This is a genomic window from Virgisporangium aliadipatigenens, from assembly GCF_016863615.1.
Lineage (GTDB): Bacteria > Actinomycetota > Actinomycetes > Mycobacteriales > Micromonosporaceae > Virgisporangium > Virgisporangium aliadipatigenens.
The window spans coordinates 1-21014 of the sequence record NZ_BOPF01000022.1 but is presented as its reverse complement, the minus strand read 5'-3'; the positions used below and the strand labels follow the sequence as shown (position 1 = coordinate 21014).

At 70.8% G+C, this 21014-nt stretch carries 22 protein-coding genes; 5 read left to right on the top strand and 17 right to left on the bottom strand.

The window, feature by feature from the left end; translation table 11 throughout:
* Window positions 1–80 precede the first annotated feature (80 nt).
* Entirely contained in the window at window positions 81–1361 is a 1281-nt protein-coding gene (locus Val02_RS27705; RefSeq protein WP_239153378.1) for an EAL and HDOD domain-containing protein, read from the top strand.
* Window positions 1362–1419: 58 nt separating this feature from the next.
* Entirely contained in the window at window positions 1420–2685 is a 1266-nt protein-coding gene (locus Val02_RS27700; protein WP_203902168.1) for an MFS transporter, read from the top strand.
* Between the two features lies 1 nt (window position 2686).
* On the opposite strand, the gene Val02_RS27695 is transcribed toward Val02_RS27700, so the two are convergent.
* Window positions 2687–4090: an Nramp family divalent metal transporter gene (locus Val02_RS27695; RefSeq protein WP_203902167.1), complete on the bottom strand. Its 1404-nt coding sequence runs from the start codon at window positions 4088–4090 to the stop codon at window positions 2687–2689.
* A 22-nt stretch (window positions 4091–4112) separates the two neighbouring features.
* Window positions 4113–4985, bottom strand: a complete 873-nt coding sequence (locus Val02_RS27690; protein ID WP_203902166.1) for a shikimate dehydrogenase — start codon at window positions 4983–4985, stop codon at window positions 4113–4115.
* A 95-nt stretch (window positions 4986–5080) separates the two neighbouring features.
* Between Val02_RS27690 and Val02_RS27685 the strand changes: the two genes are divergently transcribed.
* The 3 genes from Val02_RS27685 to Val02_RS27675 all read left to right on the top strand — a co-directional run bounded on the left by Val02_RS27685 (window position 5081) and on the right by Val02_RS27675 (window position 8600).
* A complete protein-coding gene (locus Val02_RS27685; protein WP_239153377.1) occupies window positions 5081–5755 on the top strand; it encodes a TetR/AcrR family transcriptional regulator in 675 nt (224 codons plus the stop codon).
* A 12-nt stretch (window positions 5756–5767) separates the two neighbouring features.
* Window positions 5768–7603, top strand: a complete 1836-nt coding sequence (locus Val02_RS27680) for a bifunctional sugar phosphate isomerase/epimerase/4-hydroxyphenylpyruvate dioxygenase family protein (RefSeq protein ID WP_203902165.1) — start codon at window positions 5768–5770, stop codon at window positions 7601–7603.
* Between the two features lie 109 nt (window positions 7604–7712).
* Window positions 7713–8600: an alpha/beta fold hydrolase gene (locus Val02_RS27675; RefSeq protein ID WP_203902164.1), complete on the top strand. Its 888-nt coding sequence runs from the start codon at window positions 7713–7715 to the stop codon at window positions 8598–8600.
* Here the strand turns inward: Val02_RS27675 and ppk2 are convergent.
* From ppk2 to Val02_RS27600, 15 genes are all read right to left on the bottom strand, one after another.
* Window positions 8597–9505, bottom strand: coding sequence for a polyphosphate kinase 2 (gene ppk2 / locus Val02_RS27670; protein ID WP_203902163.1), 909 nt, complete (start codon window positions 9503–9505; stop codon window positions 8597–8599). The genes Val02_RS27675 and ppk2 overlap by 4 nt on opposite strands.
* Before the next feature lie 44 nt (window positions 9506–9549).
* Window positions 9550–10629: an EscU/YscU/HrcU family type III secretion system export apparatus switch protein gene (locus Val02_RS27665; RefSeq protein WP_203902162.1), complete on the bottom strand. Its 1080-nt coding sequence runs from the start codon at window positions 10627–10629 to the stop codon at window positions 9550–9552.
* 12 nt (window positions 10630–10641) lie between these two features.
* Entirely contained in the window at window positions 10642–11409 is a 768-nt protein-coding gene (fliR, locus tag Val02_RS27660) for a flagellar biosynthetic protein FliR (protein WP_203902161.1), read from the bottom strand.
* Window positions 11410–11413: 4 nt separating this feature from the next.
* The gene (gene fliQ, locus Val02_RS27655) at window positions 11414–11686 is read right to left on the bottom strand and encodes a flagellar biosynthesis protein FliQ (RefSeq protein WP_203902160.1); all 273 of its coding nucleotides are present in this window, start codon (window positions 11684–11686) and stop codon (window positions 11414–11416) included.
* Window positions 11687–11701: 15 nt separating this feature from the next.
* Window positions 11702–12520, bottom strand: a complete 819-nt coding sequence (gene fliP, locus Val02_RS27650; RefSeq protein WP_203902159.1) for a flagellar type III secretion system pore protein FliP — start codon at window positions 12518–12520, stop codon at window positions 11702–11704.
* Window positions 12517–12930, bottom strand: coding sequence for a flagellar biosynthetic protein FliO (fliO, locus tag Val02_RS27645; protein WP_203902158.1), 414 nt, complete (start codon window positions 12928–12930; stop codon window positions 12517–12519). The genes fliP and fliO overlap by 4 nt, the downstream gene beginning before the upstream one ends.
* A 13-nt stretch (window positions 12931–12943) precedes the next feature.
* Window positions 12944–13765: a flagellar motor switch protein FliN gene (gene fliN, locus Val02_RS27640; RefSeq protein ID WP_203902157.1), complete on the bottom strand. Its 822-nt coding sequence runs from the start codon at window positions 13763–13765 to the stop codon at window positions 12944–12946.
* The gene (locus tag Val02_RS27635) at window positions 13762–14664 is read right to left on the bottom strand and encodes a flagellar motor switch protein FliM (protein WP_203902156.1); all 903 of its coding nucleotides are present in this window, start codon (window positions 14662–14664) and stop codon (window positions 13762–13764) included. Before Val02_RS27635 ends, fliN begins: the two co-directional genes overlap by 4 nt.
* 135 nt (window positions 14665–14799) lie before the next feature.
* Entirely contained in the window at window positions 14800–15237 is a 438-nt protein-coding gene (locus Val02_RS27630; RefSeq protein ID WP_203902155.1) for a flagellar basal body-associated FliL family protein, read from the bottom strand.
* 12 nt (window positions 15238–15249) lie between these two features.
* Entirely contained in the window at window positions 15250–16140 is an 891-nt protein-coding gene (locus Val02_RS27625) for a flagellar motor protein MotB (protein ID WP_203902154.1), read from the bottom strand.
* Entirely contained in the window at window positions 16140–16916 is a 777-nt protein-coding gene (locus Val02_RS27620; RefSeq protein WP_203902153.1) for a motility protein A, read from the bottom strand. The genes Val02_RS27625 and Val02_RS27620 overlap by 1 nt, the downstream gene beginning before the upstream one ends.
* Window positions 16916–17242 (bottom strand): flagellar FlbD family protein, encoded by a 327-nt coding sequence (locus tag Val02_RS27615; RefSeq protein ID WP_203902152.1) that lies wholly within the window; start codon window positions 17240–17242, stop codon window positions 16916–16918. Before Val02_RS27615 ends, Val02_RS27620 begins: the two co-directional genes overlap by 1 nt.
* 66 nt (window positions 17243–17308) lie before the next feature.
* The gene (locus tag Val02_RS27610) at window positions 17309–18604 is read right to left on the bottom strand and encodes a flagellar hook protein FlgE (RefSeq protein ID WP_203902151.1); all 1296 of its coding nucleotides are present in this window, start codon (window positions 18602–18604) and stop codon (window positions 17309–17311) included.
* 14 nt (window positions 18605–18618) lie between these two features.
* Complete coding sequence (locus Val02_RS27605; protein ID WP_239153376.1) at window positions 18619–19143, bottom strand: flagellar hook assembly protein FlgD; 525 nt, start codon at window positions 19141–19143, stop codon at window positions 18619–18621.
* Window positions 19144–19162: 19 nt separating this feature from the next.
* Window positions 19163–20176: a flagellar hook-length control protein FliK gene (locus Val02_RS27600; protein WP_203902150.1), complete on the bottom strand. Its 1014-nt coding sequence runs from the start codon at window positions 20174–20176 to the stop codon at window positions 19163–19165.
* Window positions 20177–21014 lie beyond the last annotated feature (838 nt).

The window sequence follows — 21014 nt, the reverse complement described above, 5'->3', positions numbered from 1 at the left end:
GGCAATCGCCCATTCGGCCGACACGCCGGTGGCCTGAGGTTTTTCTTGAGTGCGTGCATCCGGTGCCGATGTGTGCATCCGTGACCTCCGTAACCTCGACCGGCAACGAGTCCCAGTTGGTGCACATCGGCCGGCAGGCGATCTACGACCGCACCGGCGAGGTCGTCGGCTACGAGCTGCTGTTCCGGGGCGGGTCGGAGGCGACCGAGGCACACCGGCGCAACGCGTACGCCACCTCGCAGGTGATCGTGAACGCGTTCGCGGAGTTCGGGCTCGAACAGCTCGTCGGCGATCGCCCCTGCTTTCTGAACCTGACCCGCGAGTTCCTGGTCGGCGACCTGCCGCTGCCGTTCGGGCCGGAGCAGGTGGTGCTGGAGGTCCTGGAGACGGTCGACGTCGACGACGACGTGTACGCCGGCGTGACGATGCTCTCCGAACAGGGCTACCTGATCGCCCTGGACGACTTCGTGCTCGGCGAGGGGCACGACAAGCTGCTGGGCCTGGCGTCGTTCGTGAAGCTGGACCTGCTGGACGTCGAGGCCGACACGGTGGCCTCGACGGTGGCGGAGGTGCGCAAGCACAAGCACATCAAGCTGGTCGCCGAACGCATCGAGTCCTCGCACCACCGCGCGCTCGCGCACGACCTCGGGTTCGACCTGTTCCAGGGGCACATCTTCGGCCGGCCGCAGACGCTCACCGCGGTGTCGCTGAACCCGTCGCGGATGCGGCGGCTGGAGCTGTTCGGGGCGTTGACGGCGTCGGACATCCAGATGCAGCAGGTGGTGCAGATCGTCACGACCGACCCGGCGCTCTCCTACCGCGTGCTCCAGGCGACGAACTCGGCCTCGGTGGGCCTGGCCCGCAAGGTCTCCTCGGTGCACGAGGCGATCACCATGCTGGGCATCGACCGGATCCGCCAGTGGGTCGCGTTGATGCTGGTCAGTGACATCTCGGAGGCGACCGAGGAGCAGCTGTCGACGATGATGTCGCGGGCGAAGCTGTGCCAGATGATCGCGGAACGGCTGGACGTGCCGACCGATTCGGCGTTCACGGTGGGGCTGCTCGCCGGCGTCGCCGAACTGGTCGCGGAGCCGTTGGGCGAACTGCTGGTGCGCCTGCCGGTGAGCACCGAGATCACCGACGCGCTGCTGCACGGGCGGGGCCGGCTGGGCCAGGTGCTGTCGATGGTGCGCGCGTACGAGCAGTCGGACCTGCCGGCGTTGAAGACCGGGCCGGTCTCCTCGGCGGAAATGGCGCGCGCCTACCTGTCGGCGCTGGGATGGTCGCAGCGGACGATGGCGGGCGCGCTGTCCACCCAGCGGCGCCGGCCGCCGAGGCCCGCTTCCGTGGCCGGATCCTGACGCATGTTGTCGTTCGGGCCACTCGTCTGAATCATGGTGCGGCCGGCAGGCTGAAGCGGTGACTCGCACCCGCATCCATCCGGCCTGGTACGTGGCCGTCGTGACGTTCGTCGTCCTGATCAGCTCCGCCGGTTTCCGGGCCACGCCCTCGGTCCTGATCCGGCCGCTGCACGACGAGTTCGGGTGGCCGCTCGCCACGATCTCCGCGGCCGTGTCGATCAACCTGATCCTCTTCGGGCTGACCGCGCCGTTCGCCGCCGCGCTGATGGAGCGCTTCGGCATCCGGCGCGTCGTGGTCTTCGCCGTCACGCTGGTCGCCCTCGGCAGCGGGTTGACCGTCTTCATGAACGCCTCGTGGCAGCTGCTGCTCTGCTGGGGCGTGCTCGTCGGGCTCGGCACCGGCTCGATGGCGATGGCGTTCGTGGCCACGGTGACGGGGAAGTGGTTCGTCGAGAAGCGCGGGCTGGTGACCGGCGTGCTGACCGCCGGGGGAGCGACCGGGCAGCTGATCTTCCTACCCGGCCTGGCCGCGCTCACCGAACACGCGGGCTGGCGCACGGCCGCGCTCGTCGTCACGGCGGCCTCGCTGGCCGTGGTGCCGCTGGCCTGGTGGCGCCTGCGCGAGCCGGCCGACCTGGGCGTCCTGCCCTACGGCGCGACGGGGCCGGTGCCCGAGGTGAAGGTCGCGAACCCGGCCCGGCGCGCGCTGAGCGCTCTCGGCGGTGCCGCGCGGACCGGCCCGTTCTGGCTGCTGGCCGGCGGCTTCGCGATCTGCGGCGCCACCACGAACGGCCTCGTCGGCACGCACTTCGTCCCCGCCGCGCACGATCACGGGATGACCGAGACGACCGCCGCCAGCCTGCTGGCCGTGGTGGGCCTGTTCGACATCGTCGGGACGATCGCCTCGGGCTGGCTCACCGATCGCATCGACAGCCGTTACCTGCTCGGCATGTACTACGCGCTGCGCGGACTCTCCCTGCTCGTGTTGCCGGCGCTGTTCGCCGCGACGGTGCGCCCGAACATGCTGCTGTTCATCGTCTTCTACGGGCTCGACTGGATCGCCACCGTGCCGCCGACCGTCGCGCTGTGCCGCGAGTACTTCGGCGACGCGGGCCCGGTCGTCTTCGGTTGGGTGTTCGCCTCGCACCAGCTCGGGGCGGCGTTCGCGGCGACGGCGGCGGGGCTGGTGCGCGACACGATGGGCGACTACCGGCTGGCGTGGCTCGGGGCCGGGATCCTGTCGATGTTCGCGGCGGCGCTGTCGCTGTCGCTGCGCCACCGCAAGCCGATCGGCACCCCGGCCCCGGAGCCCGCACTGGCCTAGGTCACAGCCGTTGGAGTTGGGTGACCACCATCGCGATCGCGAAGAACCCGTAGAAGCCGATGGCGAGCACCATCGCGCAGAGCCGCCAGCCGCGCATGCGCAGCGGTGCGGGCAGGTCGCGGGTGTTCAACCGGACCAGCAGGATCGAATAGAGCAGGGTGACGACCGAGGCGGCGCAGGTGGAGACGACCAGCAGGCCGAGCGGCTGGGTGAAGCCGGCCAGCAGGATGATCGAGCCGAGGACGATCTCCGCCCAGACGACCGTCAGGTAGAGCCGGGGTTCGGTCCAGCGGGTCGAGTCGAGGAGGTAGTTGCGGCGCAGGAAGTCGGCGGCGACCCGGCCGATGATGTCGAGCAGGCCCATCGCCGCCGCCCACAGCGAGACGGCCGCGACGGCCAGGAAGAGCACCTTCAGCCAGCCGCCGACCTCGTCGGCGAAGATGTCGCCCTGGATGCGCAGGAACGACGGGTCGCTCTTGAGATCGTCGCGGCCGAACAGCGTCTCGTAGGCGAGCAGCGTCATCACGCCGATCGTCACGAAGCACACCGCCACGAACGTGACCAGGTGCTCGACGTTCGCCCGCCGCCACCAGACGCGCCAACGGCGAAGCGACGCCTCGTCCAGCGGGAACGTGTACCGGTCGGTGCCGCTGGCCTCCTCCCGGCCGGTGATGGGGGAGATCAGCCGCGGCACGTGGGCGCCCATGCCGTAGCGCTTGTCCCGGATCCAGTTGCTGAGCACCAGGTTGTGCACGCCACCGGCGCCGGCCGCGCCGATCGCGCTCAGCAGCATGGTGAAGGTGATCCCCTCGGGGATCCGGCCGAACCCGGTCACCGTCGCCGCCGCGCCCTCGCCCCATGTGCTCAGGGAGATCACGAAGACGACCACCACGAGGAGGAAGAAGAGGGTCAGGGCGACCTTGAGCGTCTCGACCCGTTCGACCGCCGTGTAGGTGACGCGGGAGAACGTCAGGAAGACACCGATGGCGGCCAGCACGGCCACGGTGATCCAGACCGGGTCGCCGCCGCCGCTCAGGTAGGTGAATACGGTGGATCCGCTCGTCGCCCAGCCGGGCCAGACGTACTGAAAGGCGCCGGCCAGGCAGATCAGCACGCCCCAGCCCTTCCACCACCGGGAGAACCCGGCCACGGCGGTCTGCCCGGTGGCCAGCGTGTAGCGCTCGATCTCCAGGTTGATGACGTACTGCACGGCCAGCGTGGTGAACGCGAGCCAGAGCAGCCCGAGACCGCCGATCGCGGTCAGGTACGGCCAGAGGATGATCTCGCCGGCGGCCATGCCGATCCCGACGGCCACGACGCCGGGGCCGATCATGCGGCGGTAGGGGAGGGGCTCGGGGAGTTCGCGGGTGACGGCGGTGTCGTCGGAAGTGGTTCGTGCACGCATGGAACGCTCCTGGGGCGGGGGTTCACGCGGCATGGTGGTTGCCTCGTTCGGCGAGCAGCTCGTCGAGGTGACGCAGCATCCGCGCGGTGTCGGGGGTGTGTCCGGTGAAGAGCCGAAAGGCCGCGGCGGCCTGGTAGACGCACATGCCCGCGCCGCCGACCGCCCGCGCGCCGGCGGCCCGGGCGGCGCGCAGCAGCTCCGTCTCGACCGGCATGTAGACGATGTCCACGACCCAGAGGCCGCGGCGCAGGAGTGCGGTGGGCAGCGGCGAACCGGGGTGGGCGGCCATGCCGACCGGGCTGGCGTTGACCACGCCGTCGGCCTCGGCGACCACCGCCGGGAGGTCGTCCGGGGCGGCGACGGCGACGCGCCCGGCGTCGAAGTGCCGGGCCAGTGACGCGGCGAGCGTCCGGCGCCGTCCCGCGTCCGGGTCGACGACGGTCAGGTGGCCGGCGCCCATACGCAGCTGCGCGTACGCGCAGGCGGCCCCGGCGCCGCCGGCACCGAGCTGGACGACCCGGCCGGTCGCCGCGTCCGGCAGGCCGTCCCGGAACGCGGCGGTGAAGCCGTGGGCGTCGGTGTTGTGGCCGTGCCGGCGACCGTCGCGGAAAACCACGGTGTTGACCGCGCCGATCGCGTGCGCCTGCGGCGACAGGTGGTCGAGCAGCTCGATCACCTGCTGCTTGAACGGGTGGGTGATGTTGAGGCCGGCGAAGCCGTCCCGCTCGGCGTCGGCCAGCAGTCGACCGAGCGCCGCGCGGGTGTCGGGCGGGTCGACGTCGAACAGCGTGTAGTCCAGCGCGAGTCCCCGGTGGGCGGCCTCGACCCGGTGCAGGGCGGGTGACAGGGACGCGCCGATGCCCGTTCCGATCAATCCGCACCGGCAGGTCGACATGGCCGCTCCATCGATGGCAAGGTATGTACGAACTGGTACGTTAGTTATCGACCGTGACGGCCGTCACTGTCAAGAGGCCGGGCAGACTTGCCCGCATGACGCGCACGCCCGAGGAGAAGCCGATGACGCCGGCCGTGGCACCCGTCGCCGAGCGGAGGCGCGACGCCGAGCGCACCCGCGCGGAGATCCTCGACGTGGCCACCGACGAGTTCGCCGAACGCGGCTACAGCGGCGCGCGGGTCGACGAGATCGCGGCCCGCACCCGCACCACCAAGCGGATGATCTACTACTACTTCGGCGGCAAGGAGCAGCTCTACCTGGCCGTTCTCGAACGCGCCTACGCGCAGATCCGCGCGGCGGAGCGCACCGTCGACGTCGACCACCTCGACCCCGTGGCCGCGCTGCGGCGCCTCGCCGAGGTGACCTTCGACCACCACGCCGCGCACCCGGCGTTCATCAAGCTCGTCGGCGTGGAGAACGCCCAACAGGCCAGGCACATGACCCACGTGGCCCGCCTCGTGGACCTCAACAGCTCCGCCGTCGACCTGCTGCGCGGCGTCCTCGAACGGGGCCAGCGCGACGGGACGTTCCGCACCGACGTCGACGCCCTCGACGTGCACATGCTGATCAGCTCGTTCTGCTTCTTCCGGGTCGCCAACCGGCACACGTTCGGCGCGCTCTTCGACCGGGACCTGCTCGATCCGGCCCGCCGGACGCACTACCGCACCATGCTCGGCGACCTGCTCACCGGCTATCTGAAACGATCCTGACGGGGAGGCCCGATGAGGAGAGGACCGCGCCGGTCGATCGCCACCGTCTGCGTCTCCGGGACCCTGGACGACAAGCTGAGCGCGGCCGCCGCGGCCGGCTTCGACGGCATCGAGCTGTTCGAGAACGACCTCGTCGTCTCGCACCGGTCGCCGGCCGAGATCCGTTCCCGCGCGGCCGAGCTGGGCCTGACCATCGACCTCTATCAGCCGTTCCGCGACTTCGAGGCGGTGCCGCCCGAACGGCTGCGGGCCAACCTGGCGCGCGCCGAGCAGAAGTTCGCCGTGATGGCCGCGCTCGGCGTGGACACGATGCTGGTGTGCTCGAACGTCTCACCGGAGGCGGTCGACGACGACGACCTCGCGGCCGAACAGCTCGCGCTGCTGGCCGACCGGGCCGCCGCGCACGGGCTGCGCATCGCCTACGAGGCCCTCGCCTGGGGGCGGCACGTCTCCACCTGGGACCGCTCCTGGCGGATCGTCCGGCGGGCCGGGCATCCCGCGCTCGGCCTGTGCATCGACTCGTTCCACGTGCTCTCCCGCGAGGTGCCGGCGGCCGGCATCGCGGACGTGACGCCCGGGAAGATCTTCTTCCTGCAGCTGGCCGACGCCCCGTACCTGCGCATGGACGTGCTCCAGTGGAGCCGGCACCACCGGCTCTTCCCCGGCCAGGGCGCCTTCGACCTCCCCGAGCTGATGCGTGCGGTCCTCGCGACGGGCTACGACGGCCCCCTGTCGCTGGAGGTCTTCAACGACGTCTTCCGCCAGTCCGACCCGCGCCGCACCGCCGTCGACGGCATGCGTTCGCTGGTGGCGCTGGAGCATCGCATCCCACCGGTGCCCGGCCGGGAGGACCTGCCGCTGCGCCGGCTGCCCGCCGCGCCGCGGCTGCGGCGGCACGCGTTCACCGAGTTCAGCGTGGACGGGCGCTCGGGTCCGCAGTTGCGTGCCGCCCTGCGCGGCCTCGGGTTCGCGCACACCGGCCAGCACCGCACCAAGCCGGTCGAACTGTGGCGACAGGTCGCCTGCGAGATCGTGCTCAACAGCGCCGTCACCCACCCGGGCCCCTCGGCGATCAGCGGCTTCGCGGTCGTCAGCACCGATCCGGGGAGTTCGCTGCGGCGGGCGGCGGCATTGCTCGCGGCGGCGCACCCCAACGAGCGCGGCGCGGGGGAGGCCGAGCTGGCCGCCGTCACCGCCCCGGACGGCACGAACGTCTTCCTGACCGGGCCGGACGACGACTGGAACGCCGACTTCCTGGACACCGGCGAGGCGCCCGGCCCCGGCGCGGGGCTGCGCGGCACCGACCATCTCGGCCTCACCCAGCCGTTCGACCACTTCGACGAGGCCGGCCTGTTCTACCGGACGGTGCTCGGGCTGGCGGACGTCGCGGCCGAGGAGTACGCGGCGCCGTTCGGCATGATGCGTTCGCGCGCCGTCGCCGACTCGGCCCGCGGGGTGCGGCTGGCCCTCACCGTCGCGCTGCTGCGCCGCGGCACGTGGGCGCCGGCCGTCGTCGACCCGCAGCACGTCGCGTTCGGCACCGACGACATCGTCGCGACCGCCGCGGCGATCGGCGCCCCGGTCCTGCCGGTGCCGGCGAACTACTACGCCGACCTGGCCGCCCGCTTCGGGCTCCCCGACGACCTCGTCGCGACCCTGCGCCGGTACGGCATCCTCTACGACCGCGACCCGGCCGGCGGCGAACTGCTGCACCTGTACACGCCGGTCCTCGGCGGGCGGGTCTTCTTCGAGATCGTCGAGCGCAGGGGCGGCTACGACCGCTTCGGCGAGGCGAACGCCCCGGTGCGGATGGCCGCCCAGCGCCATCACCGGCTCACCGCCGACTGACCCCGTCGACTACGCGAAACACGGGATCTCGTGCAGTCGATGGAATCGGCACCTCGGCGTCAAGTAGCGTCCCGGCGGCCGGGCCCGACCCGGTTCGAGAGGAAAAGGTATGGCTGCCACGAGCCGCAATCTCGCGCAGGCGCTGGTTCTGGGGGTGGGCCGCCCCGTCTTCCGGTTGCTGGAGCGCGTCGCGCCGAACGCGGGTGGGACGCTCGTCCGGCGACTGTGGTGCACGCCCCCGCGCGCCTACCTGCCCCCGGGTGAGCCGCTGCCGCCCGGCCGCCGTTCCACCGTCGCGGTGAAGGCCGGCCAGGCCGCGGTGGAGGAGTGGGGCGACGGCCCGACGGTCTACCTCCTGCACGGCTGGGGCGGCCGGCGCGGCGACCTGGACGCCTTCGTCGCTCCGCTCGTCGCGGCCGGCCTCCGGGCGGTGGCGATCGACGTGCCGGGGCACGGCGCGGCCGGTGCCGGCAGGTTCGGCGGCCGGCGGACCGTCCTGACCGAGTTCAGCGACACCGTGGCGGCCGTGGTGGCGGCGAACGGCCCGGCCTTCGGGATCATCGGCCACTCCGCCGGTGCCACGGCCGCCGCCGTGTCGGTGCTGGACGGCACGCCCGCGAGCCGCCTCGCGCTCATCGCGCCGATGGGCCGGCTGCAGTACTACACCGGCCAGTTCCGCACGGCGTTCGGCTACGGCGACCGCGTCGAGGCGCAGTTCCACCGGCAGTTGGAGGTCTGGTCCGGCCGCCCCCACGACGACTGGGACATCGCGGGGTACGCGGCGGACCGGGACGGCCTCCCGCCCGTCCTGGTCGTGCACGACGAGAAGGACCGGCGCAACCCGGCGGCCCACGGGGAGGCGATCGCGCGGGCCTGGCCCGGCGCCGAACTGAGGCTCACCACGGGGCTGGGGCACAGCCGGATCCTGCGGGACCCGACCGTCGTCAAGAGCGTGGTCACCTACTTCACCGACGCCCTCGACGACCTCGGGAGCTAGAGGGACGGGAAGACCCGGGGTGCCGGTTCGTCGGCGTCGAGCCCGAGGTTGGTCGCCCCCACGATCTTCGGATCCGGGGTGCCGACCACCTCGGGGTCCTTGTTCTCGTAGTCGAACTTGTTGAGCACGAAGCGCATCGCCTCGACCCGGGCCCGCTTCTTGTCGTTGCTCTTCACGATCGTCCACGGTGCGTCGGCCGTGTCCGTGTAGAAGAACATCGCCTCCTTGGCCTCGGTGTACTCGTCCCAGCGTTCGAGGGAGGCCAGGTCGGTCGGCGAGAGCTTCCACTGGCGCACCGGGTCGACCTGCCGGATGGCGAAGCGGGTGCGCTGCTCCGAGCGCGACACCGAGAACCAGAACTTCACCAGCCGGATCGGCGCACGCGCGAGCATCCGTTCGAGTTCGGGGGCGGTGCGCATGAACTCCAGGTACTCCTTGCGGTCGCAGAAGCCCATGACCCGTTCGACGCCGGCGCGGTTGTACCAGGAACGGTCGAACAGCACGATCTCACCGGCCGCGGGCAGGTGTTCGATGTAGCGCTGGAAGTACCACTGGCCCTGTTCGCGTTCGCTCGGCTTCTCCAGGGCCACGACGCGGGAGCCGCGCGGGTTGAGGTGCTCGATGAAGCGCTTGATGGTGCCGCCCTTGCCGGCCGCGTCGCGCCCCTCGAAGAGGATCACCAGCCGTTCGCCGGTCTTCTTGACCCAGTTCTGGAGCTTGAGCAGCTCGATCTGCAGCAGCCGCTTGTGCCGGTCGTACTCCTCGCGGGACATGCGCTCGTCGTACGGGTAGCGCTCGCGCCAGGTGTCGACCGGCGTGCCGTCGGGCTTCAGCAGCACCGGGTCGTCGTCATCGTCGACATCGACGGTGTACCCGTCGAGCGGGTTGATCACGGTCTCCGTCATGCCGGCACTATGCCCCGAGGCGGTGAAGACCACACGTCCAACCGTCAAACGGAGGAAGGCGTGCGGTGCAGGCCGGCCGCGGAGCCGCGCGATCGCAGCGACATGATGAACGCCAGCACCCGCGCGACCGCCACGTACAGTTCGGGCGGGATCTCCTGGCCGATCTCGACGGCCTTGTAAAGGGTGCGCGCCAGCTGCACGTCCTCGACCATCGGCACGCGGTGCTCGGCCGCCGTCTCCCGGATCCTCAACGCGATCAGGTTGACGCCCTTGGCTACCACGCGGGGCGCGCCCTTCGTGGGTTCGTACCGCAGGGCGACGGAGACGTGGGTCGGGTTGACCACGATGACGTCGGCCTGCGGGACCTCGGCCATCATGCGGTTGCGGCTCATCGCCATCATCCGGGACCGGATGGCGTTCTTGACGTGCGGGTCGCCCTCGCTCTGCTTGTGCTCCTGCTTCACCTCTTCCTTGGTCATGTAGATCTGCTTGTTGATCCGGCGGCGGGCCATCGCGTAGTCCGCGGCGGCCATCGCGAGGCCGGCCCCGGCGGCGTACCGCATCAGTTCGACGGACTTGTCGGCGACCAGCGGCATGATCGAGGTCAGCGGCATGGTGCCGGCCGCCATCAGCGTCGGCACGAGGTCCTTGGCGACGGCGTAGAGCACCCAGCCGACGACCGCCGTCTTCACCGTGATCTTGAAGCTCTCCCAGAGGGCCTGGCCGCCGAAGGCGCGCTTGATGCCGGGCAGCGGGTTCAGCCGGGAGAACTTCGGCATCAGCAGCTTGCTGGAGAAGTGGATGCCGCCCTGCGCCCCGCTGGCCGCGACGCCGATCACGAGCATGCCCAGTGCCAGCGGCGCGACCGCCGCCGCCGCGCCCAGCATCGCCGTGCGCAGCAGTTCCAGCGCCTCGGCCGGATCCGGATCCTCGGTGAACCTCGTCGCGGTGCGCAGCAACTCGGCGCCGCGTTCCATGGTGGAGCGCAACGCCATCGGCACGAGGAAGCTCGCGGCGAGCATGCCGGACCACGCGCCGAGGTCCGGGGTCTTCGGGATCTGTCCTTCCTGGATCGCCTTCTTCTTGCGTTGCGGGGTGGGCTTCTCGGTCTTCTCCCCGGCCACGGATCACCTCCCCTAACCTGCGCCGATGACCTGCAGGACCACCCGCACCGCGCGGTCGACCAGGAAATCGAAGGCCCGCGGCAGCAGCGTGATCGCGGTCCCCGCCAGGCCGATCGTGATGGCGATCTTCAGGGGGAACGCGATGTTGAAGACGTTCAGCTGTGGTGCGACCCGGGTCAGCAGGCCGAGCCCCACGTCGGTGATGAACAGGACGGCCACCAGCGGCCCGGCGATCTGCACGGCCGCCACGAGCATCTGGTCGGCGCCCTCGGTCAGCAGCTTCGCCAGCCGGTCCAGCGAGATCGTGTCGGTGAGCGGCAGGCCCTTGAAGGAGTTCGCGAAGCCGCGCAGGATCATCGCGTACCCGTCGGTGGCGAAGAGCAGCGCCGTCGCGACGACGTTGTAGAACCGGCCGAAGACGGCGTTCTGGGCGCCGGAGAGCGGGTCGTACATCGAGGCCATCGAGAAGCCGCCGAAGATGTCGATGATCGCGCCGGCCGACTGGACCGCCGAGAAGAACAGCGCCGTGACGAAGCCGAGCCCGGTGCCGACGACGACCTGCTGCGCGGTGGCCGAGATGAGCCCGCCGCCGCTGGTGGCCGGCACCTGGTCGAGCACGTTCGGGGTGATCGGCAGCGCCATCGCGACGCTCAGCAGCGCCTTGACCCGCATCGGCACCGACCGCGAGTTGAACGGCGGCACCACGATCAGCCACGCCACCACCCGCACCGAGGTCAGCAGCAGCGCGGTGAGGAACGACAGCGACAGCTGGACCTGCAACGGCTCAACTCCCGAGCAGCGTCGGGATCGACTGGAACAGCCGGGTGGTGTACGTGGTCATCTCGTGCAGCATCCAGTTGCCGGTGAGCAGCAGCGCGACCCCGCAGCCCACGGCCTTCGGCACGAACGACAGCGTGGCCTCCTGGATCTGCGTCACCGACTGGAACAGCGACACGATGAACCCGAGGATGAGCGCGGTCAGCAGGACCGGCGCCGCGATCTTCATCGAGATCTCGAACGCCTGCAGGCCGATCTGCACGACCTGGTTGTCTGTCATCGGAAGACTCCCGAGCTAGGTGCGGTAGCTGGCGACCAGGGCCGTGATGATCAACCCCCATCCGTTGACGAGCACGAAGAGCAGCAGCTTGAACGGCAGCGACACGGTGACCGGCGGGAGCATCATCATGCCGAGCGACATGAGCGCCGCCGAGACGACCATGTCGATGATCAGGAACGGGATGTAGATCACGAACCCGATCACGAACGCCGCCCGCAGCTCCGACAGGACGAACGCCGGTATCAGCGTGGCGAGCGGCACGTCGTCGCGCGTGCGCGGCAGCGGCCGGTCGGCCACCTTCGTCAGCAGCGCCAGCTCTTCCTCGCGCGTCTGCTCCAGCATGAACTCGCGCAGCGGCTTCACCCCGTCGTCGAACGCCACCTGCTGGGACTTCTCGCCCTTGAGGTAGGGCTGGACGCCCTGGTCGTTCACAGCGGACAGAATCGGCGACATGATGAACAAGCTGATGAAAAGCGCGAGTCCGGCAATGACCTGATTCGGCGGCACGTTCGCCAGGCCCAGCGCGTTGCGGGTGATCGACAGCACCACGAACACCTTCGTGAACGCCGTGCACAGCAGCAGCAGCGCCGGCGCGACCGACAGGACGGTCAGCGCGATGAGGATGACGACGGACTGGCTGGGCTTGCCGTTGTTCGAGCCGCCGATGTTGATCGTGACGGTGCCGTCGGGGGCGGGGGAGCCCGGCGGGGCCGGCGGAGCGGGCGGGGTCGGTGCCCGCACCACCGCCGCGGCCGCGGCCGGCGCCTGGGTCGCGACCGCGCACCCCAGGGCGATCCCGAGGGCGAGCAGCACGCGCGCGATGACCGTGCTCATGGCATCCGACCGCGCCGGAGCGCCGCCACCGCCTGTCGCCACGTCGCGGGGGAGAGCGCCGAACCCGCCAGGCGGCCCGCCGGGGTGCGCCCGGCCGCCGGAGCCGCGCCGGCGAGGTCGGCGAGCGAGATCTTCTCCCGCAGTTCCGGTCCCTGCGCGGGAACGCCCACCGCCTCCGGATCGGTCTCGCCGAGCAGCGTCACCTGGTGCTCGGTGACGCCGACGACCAGGGCCCGTTCGCCGACGCGCACGACGGCGACGGCCGCGCCACGGGTCAGCTGCTGGCGGGCCAGCACGGTAAGCGCGCCGCCGCCGCGGGTCAGCGGGCGCCGGACGAGGCGGGCCAGCAGCCACATCATCCCCAGCACCAGGGCCAGCGAGAACAGCACGTTCAGCGTGAGCCCGATCATCTCAGCCTCCCCGTCACGCTGTGCCGACGATCTCGGTGATGCGGATACCGAAGTTCTCGTCGATGACGACGACCTCGCCGCGGGCCACCAGGCGGCCGTTCACCAGGAGGTCGGCGGGGCCGCCGGCGAGCCGGTCGAGCTCGATCACCACGCCCGGCGCCAGCGACAGCAGCTCCCGCACGCTCATCCGGGTGCGGCCCAGTTCGGCGGTCACCTCCATCTCGACGTCGTGCAGGAGGTCCAACCCGCCGCGCATCTGCGTGGCGCCGCCGCGCGGGCCCGGGGTCAGCGGGGCGAACCCGGCCGGCACCGGGGTGCCCACGCCGCCGCCCGCGTCCGGCGCGGCCGCCCCGGCGGGGGCGTCCGGATCGGTGGCTGTCGCGTCGGCCGGCTCTGCTTCGGGCGTTCCACCGATCTGAACGTCGACCGCGAGGGCGACGAGCGCGCGGACCTGGCCCTCGTCGGTCAGCGGCACGAGAAGGCCGCCCGCCTCGAGGATCGCCTCCATCGCCTCGGCCGGATCGCCCTCGGAGCCGGGGTCGACGACGACCGGGCCGAGGGTCTGCGCGGCCGCCTCCAACGCCGGGCGCACGGCCTGGCTCATCTCCAGCGCGCCCATCGGGCTCATGGCCAGCGCCCCGACCAGCTCGGGCCCGACCACGACGACGACCGTCCCCTGCGCCGAACCCGCGAAGCGGGCACTGACCGCCTGCCCGTGCAACGTCACCGGCTCGTTGGTCGGGGTGCCCACCGTCAGCGGCGTGGGCGCGGGCAGCAGCCCGACTGCGGCCTCCGCGGCCGCGCTCGCCCGCGCGTCGGTGAGCGTGCTCGTCATCGGTCGTCCTCCTTGGGGGTGGGAACCACCAGGCAGGCCAGGCGGCGGCCGGAACTACCGGGCACCGCGTGGGCGAAGGTGATGCCCGCCGAGGTGACGGCGAGCGGCGCGGTCACCGGATGGCCCAGCGGAACCACGTCGCCGGGGCGCAACATCACGAGCTCGGAGGCGGTCAGCGTGACCGGGTCGAAGCGCACCGAGATGTCGATCGGCGTGTTGCTGAGGCCGGCCGTCATGTTGCGCAGCGCCGCCTCCTTCGCCTGGCGTTGCGCGTCGGTCAGCGTCGAGCCGAGCCCGTCGCCCTGGAGCTTCGAGAACAGCGGCCCGAACGGCATGCAGATCGTCGCCACACACTCCTCCGTGCCGACCCGCATCTCGAACGAGGCCACGATCATCGCGTCCGACGAGCCGGCGGCCTGCACGAACTGCGGGTTGTACTCGATGCTGCCGAGCTTGGGCCGGATCTCGGTGATCGGCTCGTACGCGTAGCGCAGTTCGGCCAGCACCCGCGTGAGCAGCCCCTGGATCAGCGGCGTCTCGATGTCGGTCAGCGGCCGCTGGGGCTGCTTGCCGCCGGGCCCGCCGAGCATGTGGTCCACGCAGACGAGGGCCGTGCTCAGGGAGAATTCGAAGATGTTGATTCCGGACAGCGGCTCCATCTCCACCATCGCCATGACGGTGGGGTTCTCCAGGGCGGTGATGTACTCGTCGTAGGTCAGCTGCTCGATGGAGATCAGGGTCACCTGGGACACGACGCGCAGCGTGCTGGTGAGCACGGTCGCGTACTGGCGGGCAAAGGTCTCGTAGGCGATCTGCAGGGTCCGTACGTGTTCCCGGGACAGCTTTGTGGGCCGACGGAAGTCGTACGGAACGGGTCCGGCGCTCTTGCGCCTGCTCATCCGGCCCCGGGTGGGGCCTGCTTTCGGGGAGGACGGTTGACTCATCTCACCGCCTCACCGCACCCGGCGGTTCGTTCGTCCACACCCGCCCCATCGGCTCCGCACGCGTTCACATGAAAATAACCATATAAGAGGCTATTGCATCACGAACTCCGTGAAGTACAGATCCATCACCTCACCTTCATAAGCCTCAGCAACCGCCTCCTTCAGCTTCTTCTTTGCTTCCTCACGCGCCTCGTTGGACGACAGCTCAGCCACGGACTTGTTGCTGAACTGGCTGATCATCAGGTCCAGCGCCTTACTGCCGTCCGGCTCCTCGTGCGCCTCCGCGGTCGCCTGGAGCGCGATGCTGACCTTCAGGAAGTGCCCGTCGGCGAGGTTGATCGTGATCGGTTCCAGCGCCACCACGATGCCGGGCTCCGGCGCCGGTGCCTCCTCCTCGCCGCCGGCGAAGTAGAAGTAGCCGCCGGCGCCACCGCCGCCGAGCAGCAGGACCACCACCACGATGATGATGATCAGCTTTCCCTTGCCCTTCTTGGGCGCATCGCCCTCAGCGGGCTTGTCCTTGGCCATGACGCTCTTCCCTCAGTTCTCGCCGGCCGCGGCGGGCAGCAGCGCCCGTTCCTCGGCCGGCAACGTCGACAGGACGACCACCTCGACGCGCCGGTTGAGGGTGACCGCCCGCGGATCGGAGGCCGGCAACAGCGGCCGGGTGTCGGCGAAGCCGGTCGCGCTCAACCGCTCGTTGGTGATCCCGAACCGCTCGTGCAGGTAGCGGACCACGCTGGAGGCGCGCGCCGACGACAGCTCCCAGCCGCTCGGATAGTTCGACGTGCCGATCGGGAGCTGGTTGGTGTGGCCGTCCACCTGGATCCGGTTCGGGATCGCGCCGATCGACGGGCCCACGCCGTCCAGGATCTGGCGGCCGGCCGCCAGCAGCACCGCCCGGTCGCCCTCGAAGACCACGCCGCTCGTCACGATGGTCACCACGAGCCCCCGTTCGTCGATGGTGAACCGCACCGCGTCGGCCAGGCCCTGCGCCTCCAGCGCCGCGAGGATCGCTTTCTTGATCTCCTCAAGGTTCTCCACCTCCTTCTCGGCGTGCTGCGCCATCTGCGACTGCCTGGCCCGGTCGGCGTTCTGGACGGCCTCCTGCAGCTCCTTGTCCTGCACGGTCTGCTTCTTCGGGACCTCCTCCATGGGGTTCGGAGCGGAGTCCTGCGCCTCCTGCACCTGCTCGCCGCGCCCCTGGAACGCCACGCTCTCCCCGCCGAAGCCGGCCGAGAGGCTCTGTCGCAGCTGGTTGAACTTCGCCTTGTCCACCTGGCTCATCGCGAACAGCACGATGAACAGCACCATCAGCAGCGTCATCATGTCCGCGTAGCTGACCAGCCAGCGTTCGTGGTTCTCGTGTTCCTCGTGTTCCTCGTGGTGCTTTCTTCGGCGCCCGCCGCCGCCCCCGTGGCCGCCGGACATCAGGCCGCCTTCTTCTCTTCCGCCGGTTCCGAGCCGGGCGGCAGCAGGCTACGCAGCTTCTGCGCGACGAGGCGGGGGTTCGCGCCGGCCTGGATGTTGATGATCCCGGCGACCACCATCTCCATCAGGCCGGACTCGATCTCGGAGACGCGCTTCATCTTGTTCGAGATCGGCAGGAAGATCATGTTGGCGCTGAGCAGGCCCCAGAGCGTCGCCACGAACGCCGACGCGATCAGGTGACCCAGCTTCTCCGGCTGCGCCAGGTTCTCCAGGGCGTTGATCAGGCCCAGCGTCGTTCCCACGATGCCGATCGTCGGCGAGAACGCCCCCATGTCCGCGAACGTCTTGGCCGCGAACTTGTCCGCGTTCTTCTTCGCCTTGACCTCCGCCTCCAGGATGTCCGCCAGCTCCTCCGGGTCGGTCCCGTCGATCGCCAGCTGCAGCCCCTTCTTGAGGAACGGGTCCTCGACGTCCTTCATCGCGTCCTCGAGCGCCAGCAGCCCCTCCCGGCGGGCCCGTTCGGCCAGCTTCACGATCTGCTCCACCAGCGCGTCCGGCGGCGTCACCTTCGTCGTGAACGCGCGCACCATGATCTTGCCGATGTTGACGGCGTCCTTCATGTAGCCGCCGGCCATCGTCACGCCGATGGTGCCACCGAAGATCAGGATCAGCGGCGGAATCAGGAAGATCGATCCGATGCTGCCGCCCTCGAGAATGATGAGCAGGAACACCGAGCCGAACGCCAGCGCGACGCCGATGAGAGAAGCCGGGTCCATCAACGCTCCCTGCGGTGCAGCGGTACGACGTTCGTCGGCTCCGCGTCGTTGTCTGAGGCGGGGGGCTTGTCGGGCACGGGGGAGGGCGGCTCCGGTCGGGAGGACGGCCTGGTGGACGGCCGCTCGTTCGCCAGGTGCTGCGCATCGGCGATGACCGACGCGCGGAACTGGCGGATCAGCGCGATCACCTCGGGCAGCGACTCCGCGACGACGTGCTTCTTGCCGTCGACCATCGTGATCACGGTGTCCGGGGTGCAGTCGGCCCGCTCGATGAGGTCCGGGTTCAGGGCGAACACCGGGCCGCCCAAACGGGTCAGAAGGATCACGGGAGGCCCTTCGAGGTCGGGCCACCCGGCCCCGCACGGGACCGGGTGACCGGGTCAGGACTGGACCTAGCGCTTCATGTTGACCAGTTCTTGGAGAAGCTCGTCGCTGGTGCTGATCACCTTCGAGTTCGCCTGGAAGCCGCGCTGCGCGACGATCATGTTGGTGAACTCCTGGCCGAGGTCCACGTTGGACATCTCCAGCGTCTGGCTCTGCAGGAAGCCGCGACCGCCCGTACCGGCGGTGCCGAGCTGCGGCTCACCGGAGTTGTTCGTGTTGCGGTACACCGACTCGCCGACCTTCTCCAGACCGGCCGGGTTGTTGAAGCTCGCCATCGTCAGCTGCGCCAGCGGCTGCTTCAGACCGTTCGAGAAGACGCCGATGACCTGGCCGTCCTTCGAGATCGAGAACGCCGACAGCGAACCCATCGCCGAACCGTTCTGGCCCTCCGGCGCCACCGTGTTCTGACCCGCGAACGACGTGATCTGGCTCAGGTCCACGGCGATGTCCGACCAGGCGGCACCACCGGCGGCCGGACCGTTGCTGTCGCGGCCGGTGAGGTTGATGATGCTCGGCCCGATGAGCGTGCCGTTCGGGTTGAACGTCATCAGCGTCGTCGCCGCCGTCGTGTTGAACCCGTCGGTGATCGAGACGTCCCAGCCGTCCGGCGCCACGGGCAGCCACGGCGCGGTGACCGACGCGCGCGCGAAGTCGCGGGTGAAGGTGACGGCCAGCGTCAGTTCGGTGCCGTCCGGCGTGTACGCCTTGATCGACCGCGTGGTCTGCACGGTGCCGGTGAGCGCGCTCGGGTTGGCCGGCGTCGGCACCGCGTCCGACGGCAGGTTACCGGTGAACGAGGCGCTGTTCGTCTCCGCCGGCGGGAAGAGCGTGCTGATCGGCAGCTGCACGTCGTCCGGGATGGTACGCGTGTCGACGACGCCGTTCACCGCCGCCCAGCCCTGCGCCACCATGCCGGACGGGTTGACCAGCCGCCCGTCCGCGTCGAACGAGAACGCGCCGGCCCGGGTGTACATCTGCACACCCTTGTTGTCGACCACGAAGAAGCCGTCGCCGCTGATCATCAGGTCGGTGTTCTTGCCGGTGACCTGGGCCGAACCCTGCAGGAAGTTCGTGGTGATGCCGCCGAGCTGCACACCGAGGCCGACCTGGGCCGGGTTGGTGCCGCCGAGCCCCGCCTGCGGCGCCGACGAACCGGTCACCATCTGGCTGAGCGTGTCCTGGAAGACAGCGGTCGACGACTTGAAGCCGGTCGTGTTGACGTTCGCGATGTTGTTGCCCGTCACATCCATCATCTGCTGGTGTGTCCGCAGACCACTGATGCCGGTGAAAAGGGAGCGGAGCATCTATTTCTGCCTCTCTACGGGGTTGCCGCTCGGACTTCCGTGACCGAAGACAGCGGCACGTCCGTGTTCCCGACCCTCACGGTCGGGCTGCTGCCCGAAATGGTTGCCGCGGTGACGACACCCGATCCTTGGCCGCCGTTGCCGTCGACAAAGCTGACCGTGCGACCCACCAGACCGGCGGCGGTGGTCATGAGCTGGGCCGTCAGCAGCTGCTGCTGGGCCTTGTTCGACTCTTCGACCTTCTCCACCATCGTGAACTGCGCCGTCTGCGCCAGGAACTGCGTCGAGTCCGCCGGCTTCGTCGGGTCCTGGTACTTCAGCTGTGCGACGAGGAGCTTCAGGAACAGGTCCTTGTCCATCTCGGTCTTCGACCGGGGCTGGCTGCTCTTCGTCGTGTCGCTCGTGACGCCCAGGTTGCCGGCGACGGGCGCGTCGGACCTGACGGCACCCGGCGCGCTCGTCGGATCGGCGGTCGCCATCCGGTCGAACCTCGATCCGTCCGTGGACGGCGCCGTCGAGCCGGAGATCGGCGTGGTCATGATGTGTCTCCCTCCCGTCTTACAGCTGCAGGTCGAGTGCGGTGTCGGACCGGCTGCCTCGACCCGCGGTCGACGGTCCACGGTTCTGGTGCCGGTCGGGCCGCTGCCCGTCACCGGCCCCGTCGGACCGTCCACCGGTGCCTTCGCGGGGGTTCCCGTTGCCCGTTCCCCCGTTGTCGAGGGACCAGGCCGGGCGTCCGGAACGGTCCTGCTGCTGCGCGCCGTCCTGGCCCACGTTCAGGGCCAGTTGGCTGAATCCGCCGTCCCGCAGCTCGCGTTCGAGCTCGGGCAGGGCCGCCCGCAGCGCTTCCGTCCCGGCGTCAGAGGCACCGGTCAGGTGCACCGCGAGTTCGTCGCCGCGCACCTGCGCTACAACGCTGATCGGCCCCAACTCGTCCGGGTTGAGGTGGATCGTCATCTGATGTGTGCCGTCCGGCGCCGTTCGGAGGATCGCCAACCGCATGGCGATCTGCGCCGCCGGTGGCAGAGGTGGTGGCCCGCCGGTGCCGCCCGCCGTGGGCTGTGGCGCGGCCACGGGGGCCGTGGCGTCCGTGCGCGCCGTCGCCAGCGTCGAGGCCCATGCCGATTCGGTGGAACCGGCACCGCCCGCGCTGTCGGCCGGTTCGACACCGTTCGACGTGGATCCGATCCCGCTTCCCGCGTGCCGGCCGTGCTGCCCGCTGTTACCGGCACCGGCCCCGCTTCCGCCGGCCTGCGCCGCAGCGGCCAGCGCCGACCCCGCAGCCCCCACGAACCCGGCCGCTTGCTGCTGGGCGCCCTGAGCCTGCGCGTTCTGGCCTTGCACGTTCTGCTGCCCCTGCCCGGCCTGAACCTGTCCCGCCTGAGCCATCGCGGCGCCCTGAGCCTGCGCGGCGGCCTGAGCCTGCGCGGCCTGGGCGTGCGCGGCGGCCTGGGCCGGATCGATGCCGGCGGCACGCGCGGCGTCGGCGACCGCCTGTGCGGCGACGGCGTTGACAGTCGCCTGATCACCGATCGGAACGCCCGCCGGCAGCCCCGCCGCCCCGATCGGCACCGAGGCTCCCGAACCCGCGGCACCCGGACCTGTGGCGCCCGGTACCGCCGTGCCCGGCCCGCCGACGGCCGAACCGTTCGTCGGTCCGGCGGCTGTCCCCGACGCCCCGACGGCCCCGGCCGGACCCGCGCCCGGTGCGCCCGCGCCCGTGGTGCCCGCTACCGCCGTGCCGGGGACGGCACCCGCTGTTCCCGCGGCACCCGCTGTTCCTGGGGCACCGGCTGTTCCTGCAGCACCCGCGGTTCCGGCGGCGCCCGGCGCGCCCGCGCTACCCGGGGTGCCCGCGGCCGCGCCGGTGCCCGGCATGGCTTGGCCACCCGGCACGCCCGGGCTGCCCGGCGCACCCGCGGCGATGCCTGATGCGCCCGCCCTGTCCGAGACTCCCGCAACCGAGGCGGCACCCGGCACGCCAGTCCCGGCTGCCCCGGCACCGGCTCCTGCGGCGCCTGCGGTCCCGGTGGCGCCTGACGCTCCCACGCCACCTGTAGCGCCGGCACCGCCTGTCGTGCCCATGCCGCCTGCGGCGCCCGCACTGCCTGTCGTGCTGGCACCGCCTGTAGCGCCGGCGCCGCCTGTTGTGCCGGCACCGCTTGTTGTGGCCATGCCGCCTGCGGCGCCCGCACTGCCTGTTGTGCCCGCACCGCCTGTAGCGCCGGCACTGCCTGTTGTGCCCGCACCGCCTGTAGCGCTGGCACCGCCTGTTGTGCCCGCACCGCCTGTAGCGCTGGCACCGCCTGTGGCGCTCGCGCCTGTTGTGCCCACGCCTGCGGCTCCTGCGCCGGCTGTTGTGGCGGCGCCGCCGATCGTGCCCGCGCCCGCCGTGGCGCCTGCGCCCGCC